Below are 22,248 nucleotides of genomic sequence, written 5' to 3'. Positions count from 1 at the left end.
GTGGCGGTTCGAACCGCCCGCAACGCGCACGAGCCCCCTTCTTCGCCTCGCGCAGCAGGGCCGCGCAACGAAGCGAGGGTCAAACGGGGTCGTGAGTGTTTTCGCCGGTTAGAACCGGCGGTACCACTCACGACCCCTGGCCCGTTGTGGCTACTTGTCGGTGTACTTGACCGCGGTCAGCGTGATCACCGTGTCCGGCGCCACCTTGGTTCCGGCGGCGGGCGACTGGCCGGTTTGCACCCAGTTGTTGTCGACGACCAGTGCCCGTCCAAGGCCCTTCCCGTCGACCTCGCGCAAGTTGTAAAGCCCGGCTGCCTGCATGGTGTCCTGCGCCTGCTGATGATTCATGCCGGACACATCGGGCACCGTGATCAACGCCACCTGCGTGGTGGTCTGCTGCTTGGCCGGGGCATTCTCCGTGGTCACGCCACTCGGCGTCTGCCCGTCTCGCGCACCACACCCGGCAAGCAACGCGCACCCGACCAGCGCGCCCGCGACCCAACCACTTCTTTTCGCTGCCATGGGTATCCCGTCCTGAATCCCGGCGAAGTGTTCCGGGGGATCGAAATACCCGCGCAGTGCCATTGCGAAACCGTTCAGTCACACAACGACACCATGGTGGCGGGCAAGTGAGGGCGGCAACGCGTCTGTGCTGACTTGTGTTGAAGCGGGGGCCGCCCGCGCACGGGCGGCCCTACCCGATCAGCGGTAGTTCGTGAACTGCAGCGCGATCTCGAAGTCCTTGCCCTTGAGCAGCGCGATGACGTCCTGCAGCTGGTCCTTCTTCTTGCCGGAGACTCGCAGCTGGTCGCCCTGGATCTGCGCCTGGACACCCTTGGGGCCCTCGTCGCGGATGAACTTGGCGATCTGCTTCGCCTTGTCCGACGCGATGCCCTGGATGATCTTGCCGCCGATCTTGTAGATCTTGCCGGACAGCGCGGGCTCGTCAGCCTCGAACGCCTTCAGCGAGATGCTGCGCTTGATCAGCTTCTCCTTGAAGACCTCGACGGCCGCCAGCGCCCGCTCCTCGGTCTCCGACTCGATCGCGATGGCCTCCTCGCCGGACCAGTCGATCTTGGTACCGGTCCCGCGGAAGTCGAACCGCGTCGTCAGCTCCTTGGCCGCCTGGTTCAGCGCGTTGTCCACCTCCTGGCGGTCGACCTTGCTCACCACGTCGAAAGAGGGATCCGCCACGTGTTCTCACACCTCGTACTCGCAACTTGTCAGGGCTTTCCACCCTAGCCCCCTCCCCGGTTGACGACCCCGCCACGCGGTTGGGTACTCTTCTCAACGGCTGGTCCGCCAGCCAAACGGCGAGTTGCCCGAGCGGCCAAAGGGATCTGACTGTAAATCAGACGGCTCAGCCTTCGGGGGTTCGAATCCCTCACTCGCCACACCACGTAAACACCCCGCTGACCTGCGAAAGCAGGCGGCGGGGTGTTTTGTTTCCGCAGGTTTGCCGTGCGCCGGATCCGGATGTGACGGCGATCGCTCACTCGGACGAGTCGCCCCGGTTGTGCACAGAGCGCTACTTTTCCGTGCACGGTGCGCAGCATCAGGGCCGACTGTCGCGCACACCACACCCGACCGAGGTGCTAGCGCCTCGTCCGGCGCTGGGACAGTGCGGTCACCGCCGCCACCGCGCCCGCGAGCAGGCCGATGCCCACGATGTACGGGCCGAAGAGCAGTGCGATGCCCGCGCCGATGTTGGCGTCCGGTTCGTCGGCGGTCGCCTGATGGCTGATCGAGCCCCAGGAGAGCACGAGCGCGCCGAAGGTGATGGTCGCGGCTGCGACGATCGTCCATGCCTTGACGGTGCTGTTCACGTCTGCCACCTCCGCTTTCGAGGCTAAGGGATCAATCCCGGACCGGCAGGCTGAGCGGGCCGGTGAAAAAACTTCCGAAAAGCTTTGAACCGGTCTCCTGATGCGTGCGTGTGGATGGTGTCGGTCGCCGCAGAGAGGGCGGGACCATCCCACAGCAGAAGGAGAAAGTCCCATGTCTCGCAACCGAATCGCCGCCGCCGTCGCCTTCAGCGCACTCGGGCTGACCGTGCTCAGCGCCTGCGCCGGTGGCCCGGCCGAGACCACGAACGCGGCGCCGGTGGCGGTGCAGCAGGTCGCCAAGGAGACCACGGTGAAGCTGACGGCGACCGACGTCGCCGGCGTGGGCAATGTGCTGACGGAGCAAAGCGGTTTCACCCTGTATCGCTTCGATAAGGACACCGCGAATCCCTCGAAGTCCAACTGCGAGAACGAATGCGCGAAGACCTGGCCGCCGCTGCTGGTCGGCGACGCGGCACCGGAACTGTCCGGTGTGGACGCCAAGCTGGTCGGCAAGGTGAAGCGGTCCGACGGCAGCGAGCAGGTCACCGTCAAGGGCTGGGCCGTTTACCGATTCGCCAAGGACACCAAGCCGGGCGAGGCCAAGGGCCAGGGCGTCGGCAACACCTGGTTCGCGGTAACCCCGCAGGGTGGCAAGGCCGGGCAGGCCGCCGCCCCCGCGCCCGCTCCGGAGAAGGAGACCACCAAGCTCTCGGCGTCCGAGATTTCGGGACTGGGCAAGGTGCTCACCGACCAGAACGGAATGACCCTCTACCTGTTCGAGAAGGACAGCAAGAAGCCCTCGAAGGCCACCTGCAACGGTGACTGCGCCAAGACCTGGCCGCCGCTGCTGGTCCAGGGCAAGGTCGAACTGCAGGGTGTCGACCCCAAGATCGTCGGTTCCGTGAAGCGCGCTGACGGCACCGAGCAGGTCACCGTCGGCGGCTGGGCCGTCTACCGCTACTCGAAGGACACCAAGCCGGGCGAGGCCAACGGCAACGGTGTCGGTGGTACCTGGTTCGCGATCGAGCCCGCCGGCTGCAAGGTCGGCACCGCCCCGGCGGCTGCCCCGCAGCAGCCCGCCGCCGCTCCAGCGGACAACGGCGGCTACGGCTACTGATCGCGGAACCCGTCAAAAGGAAGCGCTCCGCTGAACTGTGCCAGCAGTTCAGCGGGGCGTTTCTCATGTGCCCAGGTAGCGGAGCACGGCCAGCACCCGGCGGCTGAAACCCGTGCTGTGTGAGAGTTCCAGCTTGTCGAAGATCGCGTTGACGTGCTTTTCCACCGCACTCTGCGAGATGTGCAGCAGCGTCGCGATGCTCGAGTTCATGTGTCCCTCAGCCATTTTCTCCAGTACTTCGTGCTCCCGCGTGGTGAGCTTGCCGAGCGGATCGGTGTGCGAGGTCCTCGCCAGCAGCCGTCGGACGACCTCAGGGTCGAAGGCGGCACCGCCCGCGCCGACCCTGGCCAGCGCCTCGAGGAATTCGCCGACCTGGGAAACACGGTCCTTCAGCAGGTACCCGACGCGCTCGTTTTCGCCGGTCACCAACTCGGCGGCATAACGCTTTTCGACGTACTGCGAAAGCACCAGCACTCCGGTCTCCGGCCATCGGCGCCGGATCTCCAATGCCGCACGCAGGCCTTCGTCGGTGTGCGTCGGCGGCATGCGGACATCGGTGATGACCACGTCCGGCTGGTACGCGGCCGCCGCCGACACGAGCGCCTCCCCGTCGGCCACCGAGGCGACGACGTCGTGTCCTTCTTCGGCGAGCAGCCGCACCAGTCCTTCGCGCAGCAGCGTGGAATCTTCAGCGAGGATCAGCCGCACGGCAACACCGCCTCGACGACGGTCGGCCCACCGGCCGGACTGTCCACAGTGAACTCGCCGTCGACGGCGCCGACCCGGCGCGCCAACCCGTACAGCCCGCTTCCCGAGGTCATCGCACCACCTCGGCCATCGTCGGTGACCCGGACGTGCACCCGGTCGCCTGCCCGGTACACGGCGATCTCGATCTTGGTCGCGGCCGCGTGCTTGACCGTGTTCGTGACCGCCTCCGACGCGACGAAGTAGGTGACCCTTTCGATGGCCTGCGTCACCTCCCCGGTGAGGTCGTAGTTCAGCTGGACCGGCATGCCGCAGCGCTCGGCGAGCGCCTCGAGCGCGGTGTGCAGGCCCGCTTCGTCCAGCGCGATCGGGTACACCTTCCAGGCCACGTCCCGCAGATCGATCAGGCTCCGCTGGGACTCCACGTGTGCCTGACGCAGCAATTCGGCGGCGTGCGCGGGATCGGTGGCACGCCGCGCCCTGCCAAGCAGCAGGCCCAGCGCGACCAGTCGCTGCTGAACCCCGTCGTGCAGATCCCGCTCGATCCGGCGGCGCTCGTTGGTGAGCGCGTCGACGACGAGCATCCGGCTCACCCTCAGCTCTGTGATCCTGCGGTTCTGCAACTCCGCCTCGGTCGGTGCGAAGAAGTACCTGGCCAGCCTGCGTTCCAGCGCCGCGACACCGACAAGGCCCTGCACGGCCAAGAAGAACAGCAGCAGGCCGAACACCGCTACGGCGATCGGGTGCTCGTACCAATCGGCAGGTCTGCTGCCGCCTGGGCCCTTTCCACTCAAGTATTGCCCGGCGAGGATCACCGCGGAGGCCGCTCCATACAGGATGAGCGCGAAGATCCCGATACCCAGCAATCCGGCGCCGGACCTGGCGGCCAGGTACAGCATCGAGCGGCTGTCGCTGGTGTCCGAACTGGGCTCCTCATTCAGGAAACGCGCGAGCCGTCTTTGCTCGAGCCTGGCCAGATCCGCCGCGTTCGTCCGCAGGGACTCCCGTCCGTCATAGCTCAGCAGCATCGGCGCGCCGAGCACAAGGAAGCACAACTCGAGGACGGCGGTGACCCCGCCGAGCGCGAGGCCACCGGTCGCGAGCAGTGCGCGGCGGGGCGTGGATTCCTTCATACCCGCAGGTTAGCCGGGTTGATCAGGAGACGTATTGCGGTTTTCCACAGTCTTTTCTGTGGTGTTCCGCAGTGTGCGCGAACGGTCCGATTCGTAGCTTCGAACGCATGGACATCATCGCATCGCCCGGCGGCCTCGCCGGCTGGGCCGTCGGTCTCATGGACTCGCTCGGCGGGCCCGGCGCGGCACTGATCGTCGGGCTCGACAACCTCTTCCCGCCCATCCCCAGCGAACTCGTGCTCCCGCTCGCCGGTTTTTCCGCGAGCCAAGGCACTTTCACCCTGTTCGGCGCACTCGCGTGGACCACGCTCGGCTCCGTCGCGGGCGCGATCATCGTGTACGCGCTCGGGCTACTGCTCGGTCGCGAACGCACCCGCGCACTGGTCGCGCGGATCCCGTTGGTCAGGGCGGCCGATTTCGACCGCACTGAAGCCTGGTTCGCCAGGCACGGCACGAAAGCCGTGTTCTTCGGCAGGATGGTGCCGATCTTCCGCAGCCTCATCTCGCTGCCCGCGGGGATAGAACGCATGCGCTTCACCAAGTTCCTGGCGTTGACCACGCTCGGGAGCCTGTGCTGGAACACGGTGTTCGTCGTCGCCGGTTATCTGCTGGGGCAGAACTGGCGTCTGGTGAACGACTACGCGTCGATCTTCCAGTACCTCGTGATCGGCGCGGTCGTGCTCGCTGTCGCGCTTTTCGCGACGTCACGATTGGTGCGGGCCCGTGTATGAAACAGCGGGCTTTACCCCAAGGGATAAAGCCCGCCGAATCACCCACTTAGGCAGCGATAGGGACCGAAGCCGGTGCGAGCGCGAGTTCCAGCACCTCGCGGACGTTGGCGACGGCGTGCACGTCCAGCTGGGCCAGCACCTCGGCGGGAACGTCGTCGAGGTCGGGCTCGTTGCGCTGCGGGATGATCACCGTCTTCATCCCGGCCCGGTGCGCGGCGAGCAGCTTCTGCTTGACCCCGCCGATCGGCAGCACCCGCCCGGTCAGGGACACCTCACCGGTCATCGCGACGTCCGAGCGCACGACCCGGCCGGAAAGCAGCGAAGCCAACGCCGTGACCATGGTGATGCCCGCCGAAGGGCCGTCCTTCGGCACCGCGCCCGCCGGGACGTGCAGGTGGATGCCACGCTCCTTGAGGTCGGCGACCGGCAGTTCGAGCTCCGCGCCGTGCGAGCGCAGGTACGAGAGCGCGATCTGCGCCGACTCCTTCATCACGTCGCCGAGCTGGCCGGTCAGGGTGAGCCCGGTCGCGCCGGACTCCGGGTCCGCCAGCGAAGCCTCGATGTAGAGCACATCGCCGCCGGCGCCGGTGACGGCCAGGCCGGTGGACACCCCGGGGATCGCCGTCCGCTGGGTGGTGGCGGGCAGCGAGGACTCCGGCAGGTGCCGGGGCCGCCCGAGGTAGCCGTCCAGGTCGGACGCGTCGACGGTGACCGGCAGTTCGGCCTCGTCCAGCGCGACCTTCGTGGCCACCTTGCGGAGGATCTTCGCGATGGTCCGGTTCGCGTCGCGGACGCCTGCCTCACGGGTGTACTCGCCCGCGACCCGGCTCAGTGCCGCGTCCGTCACCACGACCTCGCCAGGAGCCAGCCCGGCACGTTCCAGCTCGCGGGGGAGCAGGTGATCGCGGCCGATGGTGACCTTCTCGTGCTCGGTGTAGCCGTCGAGGGTGACCAGCTCCATCCGGTCGAGCAGCGGGCCGGGGATGGTCTCCAGCGCGTTGGCCGTCGCCAGGAACACCACGTCCGAAAGGTCGAGCTCGACCTCGAGGTAGTGGTCGCGGAAGGTGTGGTTCTGCTCAGGGTCCAGCACCTCGAGCAGCGCGGCCGTCGGGTCGCCCCGGTAGTCGGCGCCGACCTTGTCGACCTCGTCCAGCAGGATGACCGGGTTCATCGAACCGGCCTCCTTGAGCGCACGCACGAGACGGCCGGGCAGTGCGCCGACGTAGGTCCGCCGGTGACCGCGGATCTCCGCCTCGTCGCGGATGCCGCCGAGCGCGACCCTGACGAACTCGCGGCCCATCGCCTTCGCGACGGACGCGCCGAGCGAGGTCTTGCCGACGCCGGGAGGGCCGACCAGCGCCAGCACCGCACCGTTGCGGCGGCCGCCCACCTCGGACTCGGCGCGGCGCTTGCGCACGGCCAAGTACTCGATGATGCGTTCCTTCACGTCGTCGAGGCCGGCGTGATCGGCGTCGAGCACCGCACGGGCGCCCGCGATGTCGTGCACGTCCGTGGTGCGGGTGCTCCACGGGATCTCCAGCACGGTGTCCAGCCAGGTCCGGATCCAGCCGCCCTCCGGCGACTGGTCGGAGGTCCGCTCCAGCTTGTCCACTTCGGACAGTGCGGCCTTGCGGACGTGCTCTGGCAGGTCGGCTGCCTCGACGCGGGCACGGTAGTCCGTGTCCTCCGCGGTGCCGTCGAGTTCGCCGAGCTCCTTGCGGATCGCCTCGAGCTGGCGCTTCAGCAGGAATTCCTTCTGCTGCTTCTCCATGCCCTCGGAGACGTCCTTGCGGATGGTCTCGGTCACCTCGAGCTCGGCCAAGTGCTCCCGGCTCCACTCCAGCGCCTTCTCCAGGCGGGCGGCGACGTCAAGCGTGGTGAGCAGTTCGAGCTTCTGCTCGGTGCTCAGGTACGGCGCGTTGCCGGACAGGTCCGCGATGGCGGACGGGTCCTCGACCTGCTGGACGGCGTCGATCAGCTGCCACCCGCCGCGTTGCTGCAGGATCGAGATGACGACGGCCTTGTACTCGGCGGCCAGCTTCACGGCGCGCTCGCCGCTCAGCTCGGTCGCGTCGTCGGCGTGCACCCAGCGGGCCGCGCCTGGCCCGTCGGCGATCCGGCCGACGGCCGCGCGCTTGGTGGCACGCAGCAGCACGGCGGTCTTGCCGCCAGGGACCCGCCCGATCCGCTCGACCGTCGCGATCGCGCCGAACTCGGCGTACTCGCCGTGCAGGCGGGGGACCAGCAGTACTTCTCCCTTGGTGTTCGACCGGATGCCCGGGAACGAAGGGGTACCTGCCTGTGCGGACTCGACCGCGGCGCGCGTCTCGGAGTCCGAGAGGTCCAGCGGGATGATCATGCCGGGCAGCGCGACGTCGTCGTCGAGGGGTAGAACGGGCAGGAGGCGGTTTTCACTCATCAGGCACTCCTCAGTAGTTGAGTCTGACTAGCTCAACTTTCCGAAGGTCCTGTTTGTTTCCAAAAGAGTGTTCGCTGCTAGCGATCAACTTGGCCGGGGTTTCTCGGCCACGGCACACCAGGCGAAGTGCCTGGTCTGGGCCTCGATGGCGTTCGGCTCCTCGGTCGGGCGCCAATCCGGGAGCGAGCTCATCCCCGGTTCGAGGAGTGGCCAGTCGCCGAACCAGGGCAGGATCTCCTCGTCGGTCCGCATCCACGCCGGGTTGCTCGTGTCCTTGTAGGCGTCGACGAAGCGGTGGACCTCCGCCGCGCGGTCGGGCGGGGCGCTGTCCTTGCAGGCCGCGTGGGTCAGGCCGATCCAGCTGCCCGGCGCGAGCTTGGCGCGGTACTGCGCGATCAGGCCCTCGGGGTCGTCGTCGGGACCGACGAAATGCATCACCGTGATCATCAGGACGCAGACCGGCTCGTCCCAGTTGATCAGGCGGCGCACCGTCGGGTCGCGGAAGACCTCGTTCGGCTTGCGGATGTCCTGCTGCGCGATGCCCGCCCACTCGGTGGCCTCGTCCTGCTCCAAGATCAGCGTCGAATGCGCGACCGCGACCGGCTCGTAGTCGACGTAGACCACCTTCGCGCCACCGCCGGGGAGCCGGTCGCCGACGATCTCGTGCACGTTGCCGACCGTCGGGACGCCGGAGCCCAGGTCCACGAACTGCCGGATGCCCGCGTCCAGCGCCGCGCGGACCACGCGGCCCATGAACGCCCGGTTCTGCCGTGAGATCGGCTTGATCAGCGGCCACAGCTGTTCCACCCGGCGCCCGAACTCGCGGTCGACGGCCCAGTTCTGGGTCCCGCCCAGATACCAGTCGTAAACCCTGGCCGCCGACGGCTTGGTGGTGTCCACGCCGTCCGGCGTCTTCGGTGCGGTGTCACGGTGGTCTGACATGGCGGACAGCGTAGTAGTGCCAAACCCCCTGCCAGGCAACGATTACCGAACAGCGGGCCGCCGCTGCCAGAAGGTCCACAGCGGGCGATAGCCCTGCGCGTACCAGAACGGTGTCGACTGTGGGCTCGCCAGCGCGTGGTGCAGGAGCATGACTTCCGCGCCCGCTTCCTCCAATACCTGGTGCGCGTGGTTGGCCAGCGCGGTACCGACGCCGGACGACCGCGCGGGCTCCGCGACAGCCAAGGACGACAGATAACCGACGCGTGCCGCGTTCACGCACGAAGAGATCCAGAAGGCCTGATCCGGCAGCTGCACCCGGACCATCCCGAGCGGCTGGCCGTACAACTCGGCGATCCACATCGTCGGCTCGCCGGAGAGCAGCGCGCGCAGTTCCTCGGTGACCATCTCTTCCGCGTTGGGACGCATCGTGGTCATGCCGAACTGCGCGTCGTAGCGCTGCAGTTCGAGCTGGAGGTGCACCGCGGTCGGCAGGTCGCCGAGTTCGGCAGGCCGGATGCGGACGCCGGGCGTGGTGACCGGGCCGGTCGTCGCGAGGCGTTCGGCTGGCCGGACGGCGATCCCGACCACCGGGGCAAAACCGTGCTGCAGCAGTTCCGCGGAGCCGATCGTGTCTCGACTCGGCCTGGCGATCACCGCGGCGGTTTCGGTGTCACTCTTTCGAGCGACATTTGCGAGATGCACTTCCCACTGATCAAGGAGCGCCGAGATAGCCGCCGCCGGTTCCGGGCCCGCCAGTTTGAGTTCCAGCCGGTGCTCGGTAAGCGCTTGCCAAGATGAGCGCGGGGAGTCTTCCGGTACGGAGCGACACGTCGCGAGACCGGAGCCCGCCGAGTCGCCGACACTCACCGTGATCAACTCGGGATCGCCGACAAGCTGCACGTCATCGGCATTGAGGACGGGGATTTCGGGGAGCAGGGAGTCCACCTTGGTGACCCTCGACGCGTGCTCCGCATCTATCACATCGGCTTTCATGGGGCAATTGAAGTCCGTGTGGAACCTGAAGCCAAGCCCCTAGAGAAGACCCCTACGGATGATTCACCGCCGCTACGGCGAGCCACCGTCGTAACGCGAATAACGCTCCAATTTCACTCCCTGGTCCACGCAGGTCAGCACAGCTGGCCCATTGTTAACCCTGGGGTGATCTCATACTGTCTCGAAAGGGACTTGAGTACGCCCTCCGGGGTACAGTATTGCCCTCGTTAGGAGGTCGCATGCCGGACTTGAACGGCAGGCCTGATCCGACCGGCGTCACCACGGTCGCTTCGGGCAGCAGGGGTGGCGCCGTCACATCAGGTTCCGGAGCTCCAGGACCGGCCGCGGCCGGTCCTGCGCCAACTGCACCGATGTCGGAAGCACGCACGGACGAACTGCGCTTTCGCGTCTACACCGCGGCGGTACTGACCTTCGGCATCGCGGCGGCCATCGCCGTCGGCACCTGGCTGCCCTTCAAGGGCGACGCGAGTCTGCTGTGGATCGGCGCGGTGCTCGCGCTCGCGTTCCTGCTCGCCGAACAGCTCGGCATCAACGTCGACGTACGCAGCGGCATTTCCTGGACCATCTCGTTCACCGAGATCCCGCTGGTCATCGGTTTCTTCATCGCGCCGTTCGAAGTCGTGCTCGCGGCACATGTCGTCGCGGGCATCGGCACGCTGCTGGCGCGCAAGGTCGCGGGCCGCGTCCTCTACAACGCCGGCGCCTTCCTGCTCGAGATCACCGGCGCCTTCGCGGTCGCCGGGCTGGTCAAGCAGGCGATGGGCAATCCGGCGCTCATGCCTTGGCCTGCCGCGCTCGCGGGCACGCTCACCGCACCGCTGGTGAGCACGCTGCTCGCGCTCGCCGCCGTCCGGGTGCTGCGCCGCCGGATGCGGGTCAGCACCGCGCTGCGGCTCACCGGCCGGATCCTGGTCGTCGGTTTCGTGAACGCTTCGGTCGGTCTGTCCGGCTATTTGGTCATTTCGAACACCCCGGCGGCCTGGCCGTTGGTGCTCGCCGTGTTCCTCGGCCTCACCGCGTTGTATTGGGCGTACTCCGATCTGCTGCGCGAGCAACGCGACATGGAAGCGCTCTCTGACGTGAGCCTGATGGTCGCGCGCTCCGGTCAGCAGGCCGCCGCGCGCCCCGCGAGCCGCTCGGACGATCTCGTCGGCGGTGTCGACGTCCGCGAGTGGGCGACGATCGCCGAACGCATCAAGGACCAGCTCGCCGCCGGCCGTGTGGTGCTGCGGCTGCGGCTCGAGCCGACGGACGCCATGCGCGTCGTCGTCGCCGGTGACGCGCTGCCGGTCAGCGACGCCGCCAGTGACGACCCGCTGCTGCGCCTGCCCGGGGCGCACGTCCGTCATTTCCGGATCACCGAAGCGAATCCCGACGTCCGCGCGGCGCTGCTCGACCGCGGCGCGCAGGAAGCGCTCGTCGTGCCACTGCGCAGCGCGAACCAGCTGCTCGGCGTCGTCGAGGCGCACGACCGGCTGTCCCGCTGGCGTGGTTTCGGCAAGTACGACGTCCAGCTGCTCGGCACCATGGCGAGCCACCTGGCCACCTCGCTCGACAACCGCCGCCTGCTGGCCACGCTGCGCCACGACGCCTACCACGATCCGCTGACCGGCCATCTCAACCGCCTCGGCTTCAGGCACGTCGCCCGCGAGCCGTTGCGTGAGTTCCCGAACTCGGTCGTGCTGCGCATCGACCTCGACATCTTCTCCACGGTCAGCGACGCGCTCGGCTACACCTGGGCCGACCGCATGCTGGTCGCCGCCGGCCGCCGTCTCAAGGACGCGCTCGGCCCCGACGTCCCGCTCGCGCGGCTGGAGGGCGCCTCGTTCGCGGCGCTGCTGGTCGACGTCGCACCCGAGAACGCGCACCAGGCCGCCGAGCGGCTGCGCGACGATCTCTCCGCGCCCTACCCGGTCGACCGGCTGCTGGTCGAGGCCAACGCCATGGTCGGCTACGCGGCTCCGGAGGAAACGGGCGAGCTGATGGACATCGACGTGCTGCTGCAGCGCGCCGACGTCGCGGTCCGCGCCACCAAGGGCGGCGAGGAGGTCCGCGGCTACGCGCCGAGCATGGGCCAGATCTTCATGCGCCGGTTCCAGATGGTCACCCAGTTCCGCCAGTCGCTGGAGGACGGCCAGGTCTCGGTGCACTACCAGCCCAAGATCTCGCTGCCGAACCGTCAGGTCGCCGGCGTCGAGGCGCTCGTCCGCTGGGTGCACCCGGAGTTCGGCAGGCTCGGCCCCGACGAGTTCGTGCCCGCCATCGAGGCGGCAGGCCTGATCGGCGTGCTGACGGAGTTCGTGCTCGAAGAGTCGCTGAAGCGCGTCCGCAAATGGCTCGACGAGGGTCTGCGCATCTCGGCCGCGGTCAACATCTCCGTCCGTAATCTGGCCGACGAGGAGTTTCCGGCCAAGGTCGCGGCGGCGCTGGAGCGCTTCGACGTGCCGCCGTCACTGGTGACGTTCGAGCTGACCGAGTCGGGCGTCATGTCCGACCCGCAGAAGGCGTTGCCGATCCTGCGTGAGCTGTCCGCACTGGGCGTCGAGCTCGCCGTCGACGACTTCGGCACCGGGTACTCGTCGCTGGCGTACCTGCGGCAGCTGCCGGTCGACCAGGTGAAGATCGACAAGAGCTTCGTGCTCGGCATGGGCACCGACCTCGGCGACCTCGCCGTGGTCCGCTCGATCGTCGAGCTCGGTCACTCGCTCGGCCTGACGGTCGTCGCGGAAGGCGTCGAAGAGGACGTCGCGCGCGATCAGCTGGAGGCGATGGGCTGTGACGTGGCTCAGGGCTACCTGATCTCCCGTCCGCTGCCTGAGGACCGCCTGGAGGCTTGGCTGCAGGCTCGGACGGCTCGCTCGCTCGGCAGGCACCAGGAGACCGTTTTGACCCTCCTGACCTGAGGTTTTACCGATCGGGTACCCCCTTGCGAAGGGCCTTCCGGGGGTGTGTAACCTTTACAGGGCAAGAAGTTGAGCAACGCCCCTTTAGCTCAGTCGGCAGAGCGTCTCCATGGTAAGGAGAAGGTCTACGGTTCGATTCCGTAAAGGGGCTCGGTGATCTGGCCGCGATGCGCACGCGTGTCGCGGCTTGGGTCATGTCAGGGCGGTGTAGCTCAGTTGGCAGAGCAAACGACTCATAATCGTTGTGTCGCCGGTTCAAGTCCGGCCATCGCTACGCGGCTGGGTGGGTTGCGGTCGCGCTAACGCGCTCCCGCTGCCGCTCCGCAATTGAACCTGGGGGCGTAGGTTAGCCCGCGCACCCAGACCCCGCCAGGGGGCTGCCGCCCCCTGGACCCCCGCAGCAGTCGGTAGGCTGTGCGGACCTGCTTTGAATTTTAGAGAAAAGGAAATGCTGTGGCTTCCACTGACGTGCGACCCAAGATCACGCTGGCGTGCGAAGAGTGCAAGCACCGCAACTACATCACCAAGAAGAACCGGCGCAACGACCCGGACCGCTTGGAGATGAAGAAGTTCTGCCCGAACTGCGGTACGCACCGGACTCACAAAGAGACCCGCTGACGTAAGCGGTTCTTCCACGCTTCGCATGAGCCGCCCCGGTTTCCCCCGGGGCGGCTTTTTGCCGTGGCGTGACTTACCCGCCCAGCTCACGCCGCTCGCCGTGACACGGCTCCGGGTAGTCTCGCCGGGTGGCCCTCGATCAATCTTTTGTCGGGCGGAGTTACCCGCCGACCAGCACGTACGAAGTCAGCCGGGAGAAGATCAAGGAGTTCGCGGACGCCATCGGCGACGCCAACCCGATCTATCGCGACCCGGAAGCGGCCAAGGCGGCCGGGTATCCCGATGTGATCGCCCCGCCGACCTTCCTCACCACGATCAACCTCGCCGCGATCAACGTGGTCGTCTCCGACCCCGAGCTCGGGCTCGACTACTCGCGCATGGTGCACGGCGACCAGTCGTTCAACCACGTGCGGCCGGTGCACGCCGGTGACGTGCTGTCGCTGACCGTCTATGTCGACGACATCATGGACCGCGCGGGCAACGACTTCATCACCCTGCGCGCCGACATCGCGGCCGATGGCGATGAGCTCGTCTGCACGACTCGTGCCCAGCTCGTGGTCCGGAGGGAAGAAGCGTGAGCGTCGAGGTCGGAACCCAGCTGCCCCCGGTGACCGTGCACGTCACGCGTGACCAGCTGGTGCGCTACGCCGGCGCGTCCGGCGACTTCAACCCGATCCACTGGAACGAGCGGTTCGCCAAGGAGGTCGGCCTGCCGGACGTCATCTCGCACGGCATGCTCACCATGGCGCTCGCCGGCCGGATCGTCACCGACTGGCTGGGCGACCCCGGCAAGCTGCTGGAGTACTACGTCCGGTTCACCAGGCCGGTGGTCGTGCCGGACGACGCCGACGGCGCGCTCGTCGAGTTCACCGCGAAGGTCGCCGAGGTCCGCGAGAACGGCACCGCCAGGGTCGACATCACCGCCAAGTTCGACGGCAAGACCGTACTCGGCAAGGCCCAGACGGTAGTCAGGCTCTAGTCGAGCAGCTTCAGCACCACGTCGGCCATCCCCTGCTCACCCCGCGCGTTGGGGGTGCAGGGAGATGGCCTTCGCCGCGGGCACGACCGGTTCGATCCAGCGCGTGCCCGCGGCCGTGCAGAGGTCGTGGCCCATGCTGGGCGTCGCCGTGTCGGCGAAGCCGGCGTCATGGGACTTCGCCTGCTCGGCGAGCATGTCGTTCAGCTTGCCGAGCGCCTCGCGGAAGTACGCCATATCGCCTGAGCCGACCGGTAGCGTCGGCCAGCACCCGTCCCCGTCCGGCAGCACCGTCGGGTAGCCGGCGACGATCACGCGGGCCTGGGGCGCCTTCTCATGGATCTTGTCGAGCACCTGGCCGACGCGTGGCGCCGTCGCCTCGATGCCCTCGGCGAGCTGGTCGCGCCCGCCCGCGGTCAGCCGGTCGCGGCAGGGCGACGCGGCCGCGTTCGTGGTCGAGCAGGTGCTGCCCGCCATGTGGTCGGTGGTCGCGCCGCTGCAGCTGACGTCGGCGAACTCGGCGGGGTTGATCTTCGCCGAGACCAGATGCGGGTAGTTGTTGGCCGACCGGTCGCAACCCGCCGGCGTGCCCGCGGCGTTGCCTGTCTTGGGCGAGGACGTGTACGAGTCGCCGAGCGCCACGTACCGGCCGGTGCCGCCGCCGGTGGCCGGACTGTCCGGCGGCGAGTCCGAGGCCCCGTGCTTCGACCTGTAGTAGCCGAATCCGAGCACCGCCGCGGCGACCACGACGATCAGCAGGCAGCCTCCGCTGCTTTTCTTCCCACCCGGTCGTTTCTACGCGAACTCTCCCGTACTCAGCTCAGCAGCTCGCCCAAGCGGGTGATTCCTTCGACGATTTCCTCGTCGGAAAGCGCATAGGACAACCGGAAATAACCGGGTGTGCCGAATGCCTCACCCGGCACGACGGCGACCTCCGCCTCGCGCAGGATCAGCTCGGCGAGTTCGACCGTGTCCGCCGACCGCTCGCCACGAATTTCCTTGCCCAGCAAGGCTTTTACGGACGGGTAGACGTAAAAAGCACCCTGTGGGACCGGTGTTTCCACGCCGGGGATCTTGGCCAGCATGGAAATGATCAACTGCCGCCGCCGGTCGAATGCCGCGCGCATTTCATGGACCACGGTCAGCGGCCCGCCGACCGCCGCGACGGCCGCGCGCTGCGCCACGTTCGAGACGTTTCCGCACAGGTGGGATTGATAGCTCGCGGCCGCTTTGATCACGTCGGCGGGCCCGGCGATCCAGCCGACGCGCCAGCCGGTCATCGAGTACGTCTTGGCGACGCCGTTGAGCACGAGCGTGGTGTCGGCGAGCTCGGGGACCACCACGGGCAGCGAGTGCGACTCGGCGCCGTCGTAGACCAGGTGCTCGTAGATCTCGTCCGTGACCACCCAGATGCCGTGCTCGAGCGCCCAGCGGCCGATCTCCTCGATCGCCGAGCGCGGGTAGACCGCGCCGGTCGGGTTCGACGGCGAGTTGAACAACAGGACCTTCGTGCGCGAGGTCCTGGCGGCCTCGAGCTGCTCGACGGTGACCAGGTAGCCGGTCGACTCGTCGGCCGTGACCTGCACCGGAACGCCGCCTGCCAGCGTGATCGACTCGGGGTAGGTCGTCCAGTACGGCGCGGGCAGCAGCACCTCGTCGCCGGGATCGAGCAGCGTCGCGAACGCGGAATAGACCGCCTGCTTGCCGCCGTTGGTGACTACGATCTGTGACGGATCGAGGGTCAGCCCCGAGTCGCGGAGCGTCTTCGCGGCGATGGCCTCGCGCAGTTCGGGCAAGCCCGCCGCGGCGGTGTAGCCGTGGTTGACGCGCTCGCGGGTGGCCGCGGCCGCCGCCTCGACCACGTGCTCCGGGGTCGGGAAGTCCGGCTGCCCGGCGCCGAAGCCGATCACCGGGCGGCCTTGCGCCTTCAGCGCCTTCGCCTTGGCGTCGACGGCCAGGGTGGCCGATGGCTTGATCGCGGCGATCCTGGCGGATACTCGTGAGTGGACCATGCGGCCGATACTGGCACGGCCGACCGGCGGCGGCACTGGGTTTTCACGGCGGTGAGCTGCTGGAAACCGGGCTAGTGCCACTCGGTTGCGGATGCCTCCGCGGGTTGCCGTAGACTTCTGGCCTTGGAACGCACTACGGTCATCCCCGCATGGATGTGGGGACGATGAAATGCGTCCTCGGGACCGCTAGGGTGGGTCCCAAAGGGGTGTAGCTCAATTGGCAGAGCAGCGGTCTCCAAAACCGCAGGTTGCAGGTTCAAGTCCTGTCACCCCTGCGTCAACCACGTGGTGAAGCGGAGGAGTGGTCGTGAGCGACAGCGACACCAGCGGCGAGAAGGACACGGACCAGGAGCCCAAGGCTTCGCGTCCGGCCACCGCCGCTGAACGGCGTCAGCGTCGTGCCTCCGCACGCCCGTCGGGCAAGTCCGGGGATGCCAAGGCTCCCAAGGACAAGAGCGCCGACGCGAAGGACCGGCCCACTCCGAAGCGTGACCGCAAGGAGAAGATGTCCTCCCCGCTGAGCCGCCTCATGCGGTTCGCCCGCGAGGTCTGGGCGGAGCTGCGCAAGGTCATCTGGCCGACGCGCAAGCAGATGGTCACCTACACGACCGTCGTCATGGTCTTCGTCATCTTCATGGTGGCGCTGGTCAGTGGTTTGGACTTGTTGTTCGCTAAGGGCGTGTTCTGGCTGTTCGGCTGAGTGCGCCCGCGGCGTCGACGCGGGCCCCTGCCCGGGGCGAACACGGCATAGCGATCAAGGTTGAGAGGACGGAACGTGACCTCCGAGAACGGCACAGCAGCCGGTCAGGATCTGACCGAGCTTTCCGACGAGCAGGTGCACTCGGCCCTCGGCGACGAGGACTCCGCACACACTGAGCCCGTCGAGGTGGCCGCGGAGGACGCCGACGTCGCCGAGGAAGCGGCGGCCGAGCCCGCCCCCGCCGCCGACGACCCGGTCGCGCAGCTGCGCGCCGAGCTCAACGCGGCGCCGGGCGAGTGGTACGTCGTGCACTCGTACGCCGGGTACGAGAACAAGGTCAAGACCAACCTCGAGACCCGTACGCAGACGCTGGACGTCGAGGACTACATCTTCCAGATCGAGGTACCGACCGAAGAGGTCACCGAGATCAAGAACGGCCAGCGCAAGCAGGTGCAGCGCAAGGTGCTGCCCGGCTACATCCTGGTTCGGATGGACCTCAACGACGCCTCCTGGAGCGCGGTGCGCAACACCCCGGGTGTCACCGGGTTCGTCGGCGCCACCTCGCGGCCGTCGCCGCTCACCGTGGACGAGGTGCTGAAGTTCCTCGCGCCGCAGGTCGAGAAGGCGGCACCGGCCAAGCCCGGCAAGGGCGACAGCTCCTCGGCGGAGGCGCAGCTCGGCGGCGGGACCGTCGAGGTCGACTTCGAGGTCGGCGAGTCGGTCACCGTCATGGACGGCCCGTTCGCCACGCTGCCCGCGACGATCTCCGAGGTCAACGCCGATGGGCAGAAGCTGAAGGTCCTGGTTTCGATCTTCGGCCGGGAGACGCCGGTCGAGCTGTCGTTCAACCAGGTCTCCAAGATCTGACGGCCGCGAGACGGCCGGCAGTCCCCGGGCACTGGCAGGTGTGCGGGGGACTCAAGTCAGTTAAGAAGGACACACAGAAATGCCACCCAAGAAGAAGAAGCTTGCGGCGATCATCAAGCTGCAGATCAAGGCGGGTGCGGCCAACCCCGCGCCGCCGGTCGGCCCCGCGCTGGGTCAGCACGGCGTCAACATCATGGAGTTCTGCAAGGCCTACAACGCCGCGACCGAGTCGCAGCGTGGGGACGTCGTCCCGGTCGAGATCTCCGTGTACGAAGACCGGTCGTTCGACTTCAAGCTGAAGACCCCGCCCGCCGCCAAGCTGCTGCTCAAGGCCGCTGGTGTCGAGAAGGGCTCCGGCGAGCCGCACAAGACCAAGGTCGCCAAGGTCACTTGGGACCAGGTCCGCGAGATCGCCACCACGAAGAAGACCGACCTGAACGCCAACGACATCGACCAGGCCGCGAAGATCATCGCCGGTACTGCTCGTTCGATGGGCATCACGGTCGTCGACTGACGTTTCGTCACCAGCACCACGTGGGAGAGCCAGTGCTGGCTCACACACCACACTGATCCAGTTTCGATAGTCAAAGGACAGAAGCATGACCAAGCACAGCAAGGCCTACCGTCAGGCCCTTGAGCTGGTGGACCGCGAGCGGCTGTACGCCCCGCTCGAGGCCGCGAAGCTGGCCAAGGAGACCTCCAAGACCAAGATGGACGCCACCGTTGAGGTCGCCATGCGCCTCGGTGTCGACCCTCGTAAGGCCGACCAGATGGTCCGCGGCACCGTGAACCTGCCGCACGGCACCGGTAAGACCGCTCGCGTCATCGTTTTCGCCGTTGGTGACAAGGCCGCTGAGGCCGAAGCCGCAGGCGCCGACGCGGTGGGCACCGACGAACTGATCGAGCGCATCCAGGGTGGCTGGCTCGACTTCGACGCCGCGATCGCGACGCCGGACCAGATGGCCAAGGTCGGTCGTATCGCCCGCATCCTCGGCCCGCGTGGCCTGATGCCGAACCCGAAGACCGGCACCGTGACCCCCGCGGTCGCGAAGGCTGTCTCGGACATCAAGGGCGGTAAGATCAACTTCCGCGTCGACAAGCAGGCCAACCTGCACCTCGTGATCGGCAAGGCCTCGTTCGACACCGAGAAGCTGGTGGAAAACTACGCGGCCGCGCTGGACGAGGTCCTGCGTGCCAAGCCGTCTTCCGCGAAGGGCAAGTACCTCAAGAAGGTCACCTTCGCCACGACGATGGGCCCGGGCATCCCGGTCGACCCGATGCGCACGCGCAACCTGCTTTCCGAGGAAGCGTAAGTTAGAGACATCACTGAAAAGGGCGGCCCCGCTTCCGGCGGGGCCGCCCTTTTTCGTGTGAGATAAAGGGATGCCGACTTTCGCTTCGTTTGACGGACTCCAGCTCAACTTCACCCGCTGGGCCGGTGACGGCTCCCGCCGCCGTCCGGTGGTGCTGCAGCACGGTTTCGCCGCCGACACGAACGCGAACTGGATGGGACCCGGCGTCGTCGCCGCATTGACCGCGGCAGGCTTCACGGTCATTTCGCTCGACGCGCGCGGCCACGGCCGTTCGGAGAAACCGCACGACGAGTCCCGCTACAGCGAAGACACGATGGCCCGCGACGTCTCCGCGCTGCTCGATTTCCTTGAGCTGGACGAGGTTTCGCTCGTTGGCTACTCGATGGGCGCGATCATCGCGCTGGGCGTCACCGCGGTGGACAAGCGCGTCCGGTGCCTGGCGACCGGCGGAGTCGGGTCGGGAATCGTCGACTTCGGCGGCGTGGACACACGCGTCGTCACACCCGAGCAGATCAGTGCCGCGTTGCTGACCGACGAACCGCATTCCCTGCCGCCCGCCAGCGCGGCGTTCCGGGTGCTGGCCGACATGCTCGGCGCCGATCGGCAGGCGCTGTCCGCTGTCGCGCGGGCGGCCCGGCCGACGCAGATGGATCTGACGGCGATCACGGTGCCGACGCTGGTCCTTGCGGGCGACCAGGATCCGCTGGCCGCCGAGCCGGAGCGGCTGGCGGCGGCGATCGCGGGCGCCCGGTTGATCAGGGTGCCGGGTGATCACCTGATGGCGATCATGTCGCCCGAGTTCTCAGGGGCTTTGGTCGATTTCCTGGTGGCTCAGGACGTTTAGTTGGTCGGGCTGCTGCTCGGCGTGGGCGCCGGGCACGGGTTCGGTTCGTCGATGTGGTCGATGATGATCCACTGACCCTTGTTGACCTTCTGGACCACGAAGGCGCCCAGCGGCGGACCGTCGTGCGCGCCGCCGAACTTGCACGAGCTGATCGTCAGGGTGTCGCTGGTGATCGGGTCGGAGACGCTCATCGGCATCGAGCGCGCGTAGTCGCTCTGGTTGGTCACCTTCGCGTGCAGCGCCTCGATGGCGGTCTTGCAGTCGGTGAAGCCCATGTGACCGGCGAACTTCTGGTCGGCGCCGTCCTTGAAGCGGGGGCAGGCGTCCTTGGCGATGCCCTGCGCGACGTTGTTGTAGATGAACCAGACCGCCTCGTACGGGGTGGTCGAGTAGAGCAGGTTCGTCTTGTAGGTGCCGCCGCCTTCCTTCGCGAGCTGCTCCGAGGTCTTGCCATCGTCGCTCGGGAAGAAGTGGTTGTACGCCCAGGTCGCGGCGAGACCCAGCAGGACGATCGCGATCACCCAGGCCAGCACCTTCTTGCCCAGCCAGGTGGCCCACTTCGGCGCCTTCAGCTTGCGTGGCGGCGCGGGCACGATCTCGCCGGGCGGGCCCTGCTGCCATGACGGTTGCGGCTGAGCGGGCACGACACCGCCGCCTTGGCGCTGGGCCTCGGTGAACTTCAGGTAGTCCTGAAACTGTTGGAACTGCTGGAATTGCCGCAGCTGCTCCTCGTCGAGGGGTTGCGGTGAAGCCGGGTTGCTCGGCTGGAGCTCCTGGCCCGGCTGGTCGTCTCCACGCTGTTCCGCCACGTCCTACATGATGCCCGCTCCAGGGCCCTCTTACCCGTTAAAGGGGGGTCGAAACGGGGCTGATCTGCGGTGACGTATGCTTGTCAATGGTTCTACCGAAGACCGCTGGTTTTCTTCCGCGCCTCCTGGTGTGGAGAACGAAGGTCCCGTAGCTACGGGCGGCCCGCGCAGGAGGAACGAGGCTTGCACTTCATTGTGCTCTTGACGCCCCGCGCCTGTCTGCGCTGGGGCGTTTTCGTCGTTTCGGGGACTCCTTCAGGCCAGTGATCACTAGCCAAGAGAGGAGGCGACCATGGCGAAGCCCGACAAGGTGGCGGCCGTCGCCGAGATCGCGGAGAACTTCCGCACCAGCTCGGCAACCGTTGTCACGCAGTACTCCGGTCTTTCCGTGGCCCAGCTTTCCAAGCTGCGTCTTGCTCTCGGCACCAGCGCCAACTACCAGGTCGCGAAGAACACCCTCGTCAAGCGTGCCGCCACGGACGCTGGCGTCGAGGGCCTCGAAGACCTGTTCGTCGGCCCGACCGCCATCGCCTTCGTCACCGGCGAAGCGGTCGACGCCGCGAAGGCGCTTCGCGACTTCGCGAAGGACAACAACGCGCTTGTCATCAAGGGCGGCTACATGGACGGCCGCGCCCTCAGCGTCGACGAGATCAGCCGTATCGCTGACCTCGACAGCCGCGAGGTCCTGCTGTCCAAGGCCGCGGGCGCGTTCAAGGCGAAGCTGTCCCAGGCCGCGGCGCTGTTCCAGGCGCCGGCTGCCCAGGTCGCCCGCCTGGCCGCCGCGCTGGAGGACAAGCGCAAGGACGAGTCTGGCGATGCACCTGCCGAAGCACCCGCTGAAGCACCTGCCGAGAGCTGAACACCCCACCACCCCGAACTCTTTTAGTTCGTTTTCTGAGAGGAAGCCATCATGGCGAAGCTGAGCACCACCGAGCTGATCGACGCTTTCAAGGAGCTGACGCTGCTTGAGCTGTCCGAGTTCGTCAAGGAGTTCGAGACCACCTTCGACGTCACCGCCGCCGCCCCGGCCGCCGTCATCGCCGCCGGCCCCGCCGGTGCCGCCCCGGCCGCCGCCGAGGAGCAGGACGAGTTCGACGTCGTCCTCGAGTCCGCCGGTGACAAGAAGATCCAGGTCATCAAGGTCGTCCGTGAGGTCGTCTCCGGTCTGGGCCTGAAGGAGGCCAAGGACCTCGTCGAGGCCGCCCCCAAGGCTCTCCTCGAGAAGGTCGACAAGGAGGCCGCCGAGGCCGCCAAGGAGAAGCTCGAGGCCGCGGGCGCCAAGATCGTCATCAAGTGATTTCAGCCGCCTAGGCGGACTG

General features: G+C 67.5%; 23 protein-coding genes, 4 tRNA genes and 1 pseudogene. 17 read left to right on the top strand and 11 right to left on the bottom strand.

Annotation, left to right across the window (positions count from 1 at the left end; all coding sequences use genetic code 11):
• Nucleotides 1-150 precede the first annotated feature (150 nt).
• Both ACFV15_RS35655 and ACFV15_RS35650 read right to left on the bottom strand, forming a co-directional pair.
• On the bottom strand, nucleotides 151-522 hold the full coding sequence (locus tag ACFV15_RS35655; RefSeq protein WP_378356187.1) for a PASTA domain-containing protein: 372 nt from the start codon (nucleotides 520-522) through the stop codon (nucleotides 151-153).
• Nucleotides 523-702: 180 nt separating this feature from the next.
• Nucleotides 703-1,194: a YajQ family cyclic di-GMP-binding protein gene (locus ACFV15_RS35650; RefSeq protein WP_091293521.1), complete on the bottom strand. Its 492-nt coding sequence runs from the start codon at nucleotides 1,192-1,194 to the stop codon at nucleotides 703-705.
• Between the two features lie 118 nt (nucleotides 1,195-1,312).
• On the opposite strand from ACFV15_RS35650, the gene ACFV15_RS35645 reads away from it, so the two are divergent.
• Nucleotides 1,313-1,394 (top strand) — tRNA-Tyr (locus ACFV15_RS35645).
• A 201-nt stretch (nucleotides 1,395-1,595) separates the two neighbouring features.
• Here ACFV15_RS35645 and ACFV15_RS35640 read toward each other — a convergent pair.
• Nucleotides 1,596-1,826 carry a hypothetical protein gene (locus ACFV15_RS35640; RefSeq protein ID WP_378356185.1) on the bottom strand — a complete coding sequence of 77 codons (231 nt, stop codon included), beginning with the start codon at nucleotides 1,824-1,826 and terminating at the stop codon, nucleotides 1,596-1,598.
• 172 nt (nucleotides 1,827-1,998) lie between these two features.
• On the opposite strand from ACFV15_RS35640, the gene ACFV15_RS35635 reads away from it, so the two are divergent.
• Nucleotides 1,999-2,943: an SCO0930 family lipoprotein gene (locus ACFV15_RS35635; protein ID WP_378356183.1), complete on the top strand. Its 945-nt coding sequence runs from the start codon at nucleotides 1,999-2,001 to the stop codon at nucleotides 2,941-2,943.
• A 63-nt stretch (nucleotides 2,944-3,006) separates the two neighbouring features.
• Here the strand turns inward: ACFV15_RS35635 and ACFV15_RS35630 are convergent, their stop codons facing one another.
• Nucleotides 3,007-3,651 carry a response regulator gene (locus ACFV15_RS35630; protein ID WP_378356182.1) on the bottom strand — a complete coding sequence of 215 codons (645 nt, stop codon included), beginning with the start codon at nucleotides 3,649-3,651 and terminating at the stop codon, nucleotides 3,007-3,009.
• Nucleotides 3,642-4,781 carry a sensor histidine kinase gene (locus tag ACFV15_RS35625; protein WP_378356180.1) on the bottom strand — a complete coding sequence of 380 codons (1,140 nt, stop codon included), beginning with the start codon at nucleotides 4,779-4,781 and terminating at the stop codon, nucleotides 3,642-3,644. Before ACFV15_RS35625 ends, ACFV15_RS35630 begins: the two co-directional genes overlap by 10 nt.
• A 107-nt stretch (nucleotides 4,782-4,888) precedes the next feature.
• On the opposite strand from ACFV15_RS35625, the gene ACFV15_RS35620 reads away from it, so the two are divergent.
• Complete coding sequence (locus tag ACFV15_RS35620; RefSeq protein ID WP_378356178.1) at nucleotides 4,889-5,512, top strand: DedA family protein; 624 nt, start codon at nucleotides 4,889-4,891, stop codon at nucleotides 5,510-5,512.
• Nucleotides 5,513-5,558: 46 nt separating this feature from the next.
• Here ACFV15_RS35620 and lon read toward each other — a convergent pair whose 3' ends face one another.
• From lon to ACFV15_RS35605, 3 genes are all read right to left on the bottom strand, one after another.
• Complete coding sequence (lon, locus tag ACFV15_RS35615; protein WP_378356176.1) at nucleotides 5,559-7,931, bottom strand: endopeptidase La; 2,373 nt, start codon at nucleotides 7,929-7,931, stop codon at nucleotides 5,559-5,561.
• Nucleotides 7,932-8,015: 84 nt separating this feature from the next.
• On the bottom strand, nucleotides 8,016-8,873 hold the full coding sequence (locus ACFV15_RS35610) for an SAM-dependent methyltransferase (protein ID WP_378356174.1): 858 nt from the start codon (nucleotides 8,871-8,873) through the stop codon (nucleotides 8,016-8,018).
• A gap of 42 nt (nucleotides 8,874-8,915) precedes the next feature.
• Entirely contained in the window at nucleotides 8,916-9,866 is a 951-nt protein-coding gene (locus tag ACFV15_RS35605) for a GNAT family N-acetyltransferase (protein WP_378356172.1), read from the bottom strand.
• Nucleotides 9,867-10,105: 239 nt separating this feature from the next.
• On the opposite strand from ACFV15_RS35605, the gene ACFV15_RS35600 reads away from it, so the two are divergent.
• From ACFV15_RS35600 to ACFV15_RS35575, 6 genes are all read left to right on the top strand, one after another.
• Nucleotides 10,106-12,790 carry a putative bifunctional diguanylate cyclase/phosphodiesterase gene (locus tag ACFV15_RS35600; RefSeq protein ID WP_378356170.1) on the top strand — a complete coding sequence of 895 codons (2,685 nt, stop codon included), beginning with the start codon at nucleotides 10,106-10,108 and terminating at the stop codon, nucleotides 12,788-12,790.
• Nucleotides 12,791-12,868: 78 nt separating this feature from the next.
• Nucleotides 12,869-12,941 (top strand) — tRNA-Thr (locus ACFV15_RS35595).
• Between the two features lie 50 nt (nucleotides 12,942-12,991).
• Nucleotides 12,992-13,064 (top strand) — tRNA-Met (locus ACFV15_RS35590).
• A gap of 179 nt (nucleotides 13,065-13,243) precedes the next feature.
• On the top strand, nucleotides 13,244-13,408 hold the full coding sequence (rpmG, locus tag ACFV15_RS35585) for a 50S ribosomal protein L33 (protein WP_091293539.1): 165 nt from the start codon (nucleotides 13,244-13,246) through the stop codon (nucleotides 13,406-13,408).
• A 128-nt stretch (nucleotides 13,409-13,536) separates the two neighbouring features.
• Complete coding sequence (locus ACFV15_RS35580) at nucleotides 13,537-13,986, top strand: MaoC family dehydratase N-terminal domain-containing protein (RefSeq protein ID WP_378356168.1); 450 nt, start codon at nucleotides 13,537-13,539, stop codon at nucleotides 13,984-13,986.
• Nucleotides 13,983-14,387, top strand: coding sequence for a MaoC family dehydratase (locus tag ACFV15_RS35575; protein WP_378356166.1), 405 nt, complete (start codon nucleotides 13,983-13,985; stop codon nucleotides 14,385-14,387). The genes ACFV15_RS35580 and ACFV15_RS35575 overlap by 4 nt, the downstream gene beginning before the upstream one ends.
• On the opposite strand, the pseudogene ACFV15_RS35570 reads toward ACFV15_RS35575, so the two are convergent.
• Both ACFV15_RS35570 and ACFV15_RS35565 read right to left on the bottom strand, forming a co-directional pair.
• Nucleotides 14,384-15,143, bottom strand: a pseudogene (locus ACFV15_RS35570) (SGNH/GDSL hydrolase family protein). The gene ACFV15_RS35575 and the pseudogene ACFV15_RS35570 sit on opposite strands and share 4 nt — an antisense overlap.
• Nucleotides 15,144-15,199: 56 nt before the next feature.
• Nucleotides 15,200-16,396: a pyridoxal phosphate-dependent aminotransferase gene (locus ACFV15_RS35565; RefSeq protein WP_378356165.1), complete on the bottom strand. Its 1,197-nt coding sequence runs from the start codon at nucleotides 16,394-16,396 to the stop codon at nucleotides 15,200-15,202.
• A gap of 202 nt (nucleotides 16,397-16,598) precedes the next feature.
• Between ACFV15_RS35565 and ACFV15_RS35560 the strand changes: the two genes are divergently transcribed.
• From ACFV15_RS35560 to ACFV15_RS35535, 6 genes are all read left to right on the top strand, one after another.
• Nucleotides 16,599-16,671, top strand: a tRNA-Trp gene (locus ACFV15_RS35560).
• A 26-nt stretch (nucleotides 16,672-16,697) separates the two neighbouring features.
• Nucleotides 16,698-17,096: a preprotein translocase subunit SecE gene (gene secE, locus ACFV15_RS35555; protein ID WP_378356163.1), complete on the top strand. Its 399-nt coding sequence runs from the start codon at nucleotides 16,698-16,700 to the stop codon at nucleotides 17,094-17,096.
• A 75-nt stretch (nucleotides 17,097-17,171) separates the two neighbouring features.
• Nucleotides 17,172-17,963 carry a transcription termination/antitermination protein NusG gene (nusG, locus tag ACFV15_RS35550; protein WP_378356161.1) on the top strand — a complete coding sequence of 264 codons (792 nt, stop codon included), beginning with the start codon at nucleotides 17,172-17,174 and terminating at the stop codon, nucleotides 17,961-17,963.
• 79 nt (nucleotides 17,964-18,042) lie between these two features.
• The gene (rplK, locus tag ACFV15_RS35545; protein WP_091293549.1) at nucleotides 18,043-18,477 is read left to right on the top strand and encodes a 50S ribosomal protein L11; all 435 of its coding nucleotides are present in this window, start codon (nucleotides 18,043-18,045) and stop codon (nucleotides 18,475-18,477) included.
• 85 nt (nucleotides 18,478-18,562) lie between these two features.
• On the top strand, nucleotides 18,563-19,276 hold the full coding sequence (gene rplA / locus ACFV15_RS35540; RefSeq protein ID WP_378356159.1) for a 50S ribosomal protein L1: 714 nt from the start codon (nucleotides 18,563-18,565) through the stop codon (nucleotides 19,274-19,276).
• 70 nt (nucleotides 19,277-19,346) lie between these two features.
• On the top strand, nucleotides 19,347-20,120 hold the full coding sequence (locus tag ACFV15_RS35535; protein WP_378356157.1) for an alpha/beta fold hydrolase: 774 nt from the start codon (nucleotides 19,347-19,349) through the stop codon (nucleotides 20,118-20,120).
• On the opposite strand, the gene ACFV15_RS35530 is transcribed toward ACFV15_RS35535, so the two are convergent.
• Nucleotides 20,117-20,929 carry a hypothetical protein gene (locus ACFV15_RS35530; RefSeq protein ID WP_378356155.1) on the bottom strand — a complete coding sequence of 271 codons (813 nt, stop codon included), beginning with the start codon at nucleotides 20,927-20,929 and terminating at the stop codon, nucleotides 20,117-20,119. The genes ACFV15_RS35535 and ACFV15_RS35530 overlap by 4 nt on opposite strands.
• A gap of 292 nt (nucleotides 20,930-21,221) precedes the next feature.
• On the opposite strand from ACFV15_RS35530, the gene rplJ reads away from it, so the two are divergent.
• Together rplJ and rplL are read left to right on the top strand one after the other, a co-directional pair.
• On the top strand, nucleotides 21,222-21,788 hold the full coding sequence (rplJ, locus tag ACFV15_RS35525) for a 50S ribosomal protein L10 (protein WP_378356154.1): 567 nt from the start codon (nucleotides 21,222-21,224) through the stop codon (nucleotides 21,786-21,788).
• A gap of 51 nt (nucleotides 21,789-21,839) precedes the next feature.
• On the top strand, nucleotides 21,840-22,226 hold the full coding sequence (gene rplL, locus ACFV15_RS35520; protein WP_378356152.1) for a 50S ribosomal protein L7/L12: 387 nt from the start codon (nucleotides 21,840-21,842) through the stop codon (nucleotides 22,224-22,226).
• Nucleotides 22,227-22,248: the final 22 nt, after the last annotated feature.

It is taken from the genome of Amycolatopsis sp. NPDC059657 (assembly GCF_042734395.1).
In the GTDB taxonomy this organism is placed as follows: domain Bacteria; phylum Actinomycetota; class Actinomycetes; order Mycobacteriales; family Pseudonocardiaceae; genus Amycolatopsis.
The sequence above is the reverse complement of the archived record's forward strand: the minus strand, read 5'-3'. Positions and strand labels throughout refer to the sequence as shown.

What these genes read in the sequence shown, in the direction of transcription:
- ACFV15_RS35610 (WP_378356174.1), bottom strand. Translation starts at nt 8,873, where the DNA reads ATGTCAGACCACCGTGACACCGCACCGAAGACGCCGGACGGCGTGGAC.
- lon (WP_378356176.1), bottom strand. Translation starts at nt 7,931, where the DNA reads ATGAGTGAAAACCGCCTCCTGCCCGTTCTACCCCTCGACGACGACGTC.
- ACFV15_RS35565 (WP_378356165.1), bottom strand. Translation starts at nt 16,396, where the DNA reads ATGGTCCACTCACGAGTATCCGCCAGGATCGCCGCGATCAAGCCATCG.
- ACFV15_RS35625 (WP_378356180.1), bottom strand. Translation starts at nt 4,781, where the DNA reads ATGAAGGAATCCACGCCCCGCCGCGCACTGCTCGCGACCGGTGGCCTC.
- rplA (WP_378356159.1), top strand. Translation starts at nt 18,563, where the DNA reads ATGACCAAGCACAGCAAGGCCTACCGTCAGGCCCTTGAGCTGGTGGAC.
- ACFV15_RS35600 (WP_378356170.1), top strand. Translation starts at nt 10,106, where the DNA reads ATGCCGGACTTGAACGGCAGGCCTGATCCGACCGGCGTCACCACGGTC.
- ACFV15_RS35620 (WP_378356178.1), top strand. Translation starts at nt 4,889, where the DNA reads ATGGACATCATCGCATCGCCCGGCGGCCTCGCCGGCTGGGCCGTCGGT.
- ACFV15_RS35605 (WP_378356172.1), bottom strand. Translation starts at nt 9,866, where the DNA reads ATGAAAGCCGATGTGATAGATGCGGAGCACGCGTCGAGGGTCACCAAG.
- ACFV15_RS35635 (WP_378356183.1), top strand. Translation starts at nt 1,999, where the DNA reads ATGTCTCGCAACCGAATCGCCGCCGCCGTCGCCTTCAGCGCACTCGGG.
- rplJ (WP_378356154.1), top strand. Translation starts at nt 21,222, where the DNA reads ATGGCGAAGCCCGACAAGGTGGCGGCCGTCGCCGAGATCGCGGAGAAC.
- rplL (WP_378356152.1), top strand. Translation starts at nt 21,840, where the DNA reads ATGGCGAAGCTGAGCACCACCGAGCTGATCGACGCTTTCAAGGAGCTG.
- ACFV15_RS35535 (WP_378356157.1), top strand. Translation starts at nt 19,347, where the DNA reads ATGCCGACTTTCGCTTCGTTTGACGGACTCCAGCTCAACTTCACCCGC.
- rplK (WP_091293549.1), top strand. Translation starts at nt 18,043, where the DNA reads ATGCCACCCAAGAAGAAGAAGCTTGCGGCGATCATCAAGCTGCAGATC.
- ACFV15_RS35655 (WP_378356187.1), bottom strand. Translation starts at nt 522, where the DNA reads ATGGCAGCGAAAAGAAGTGGTTGGGTCGCGGGCGCGCTGGTCGGGTGC.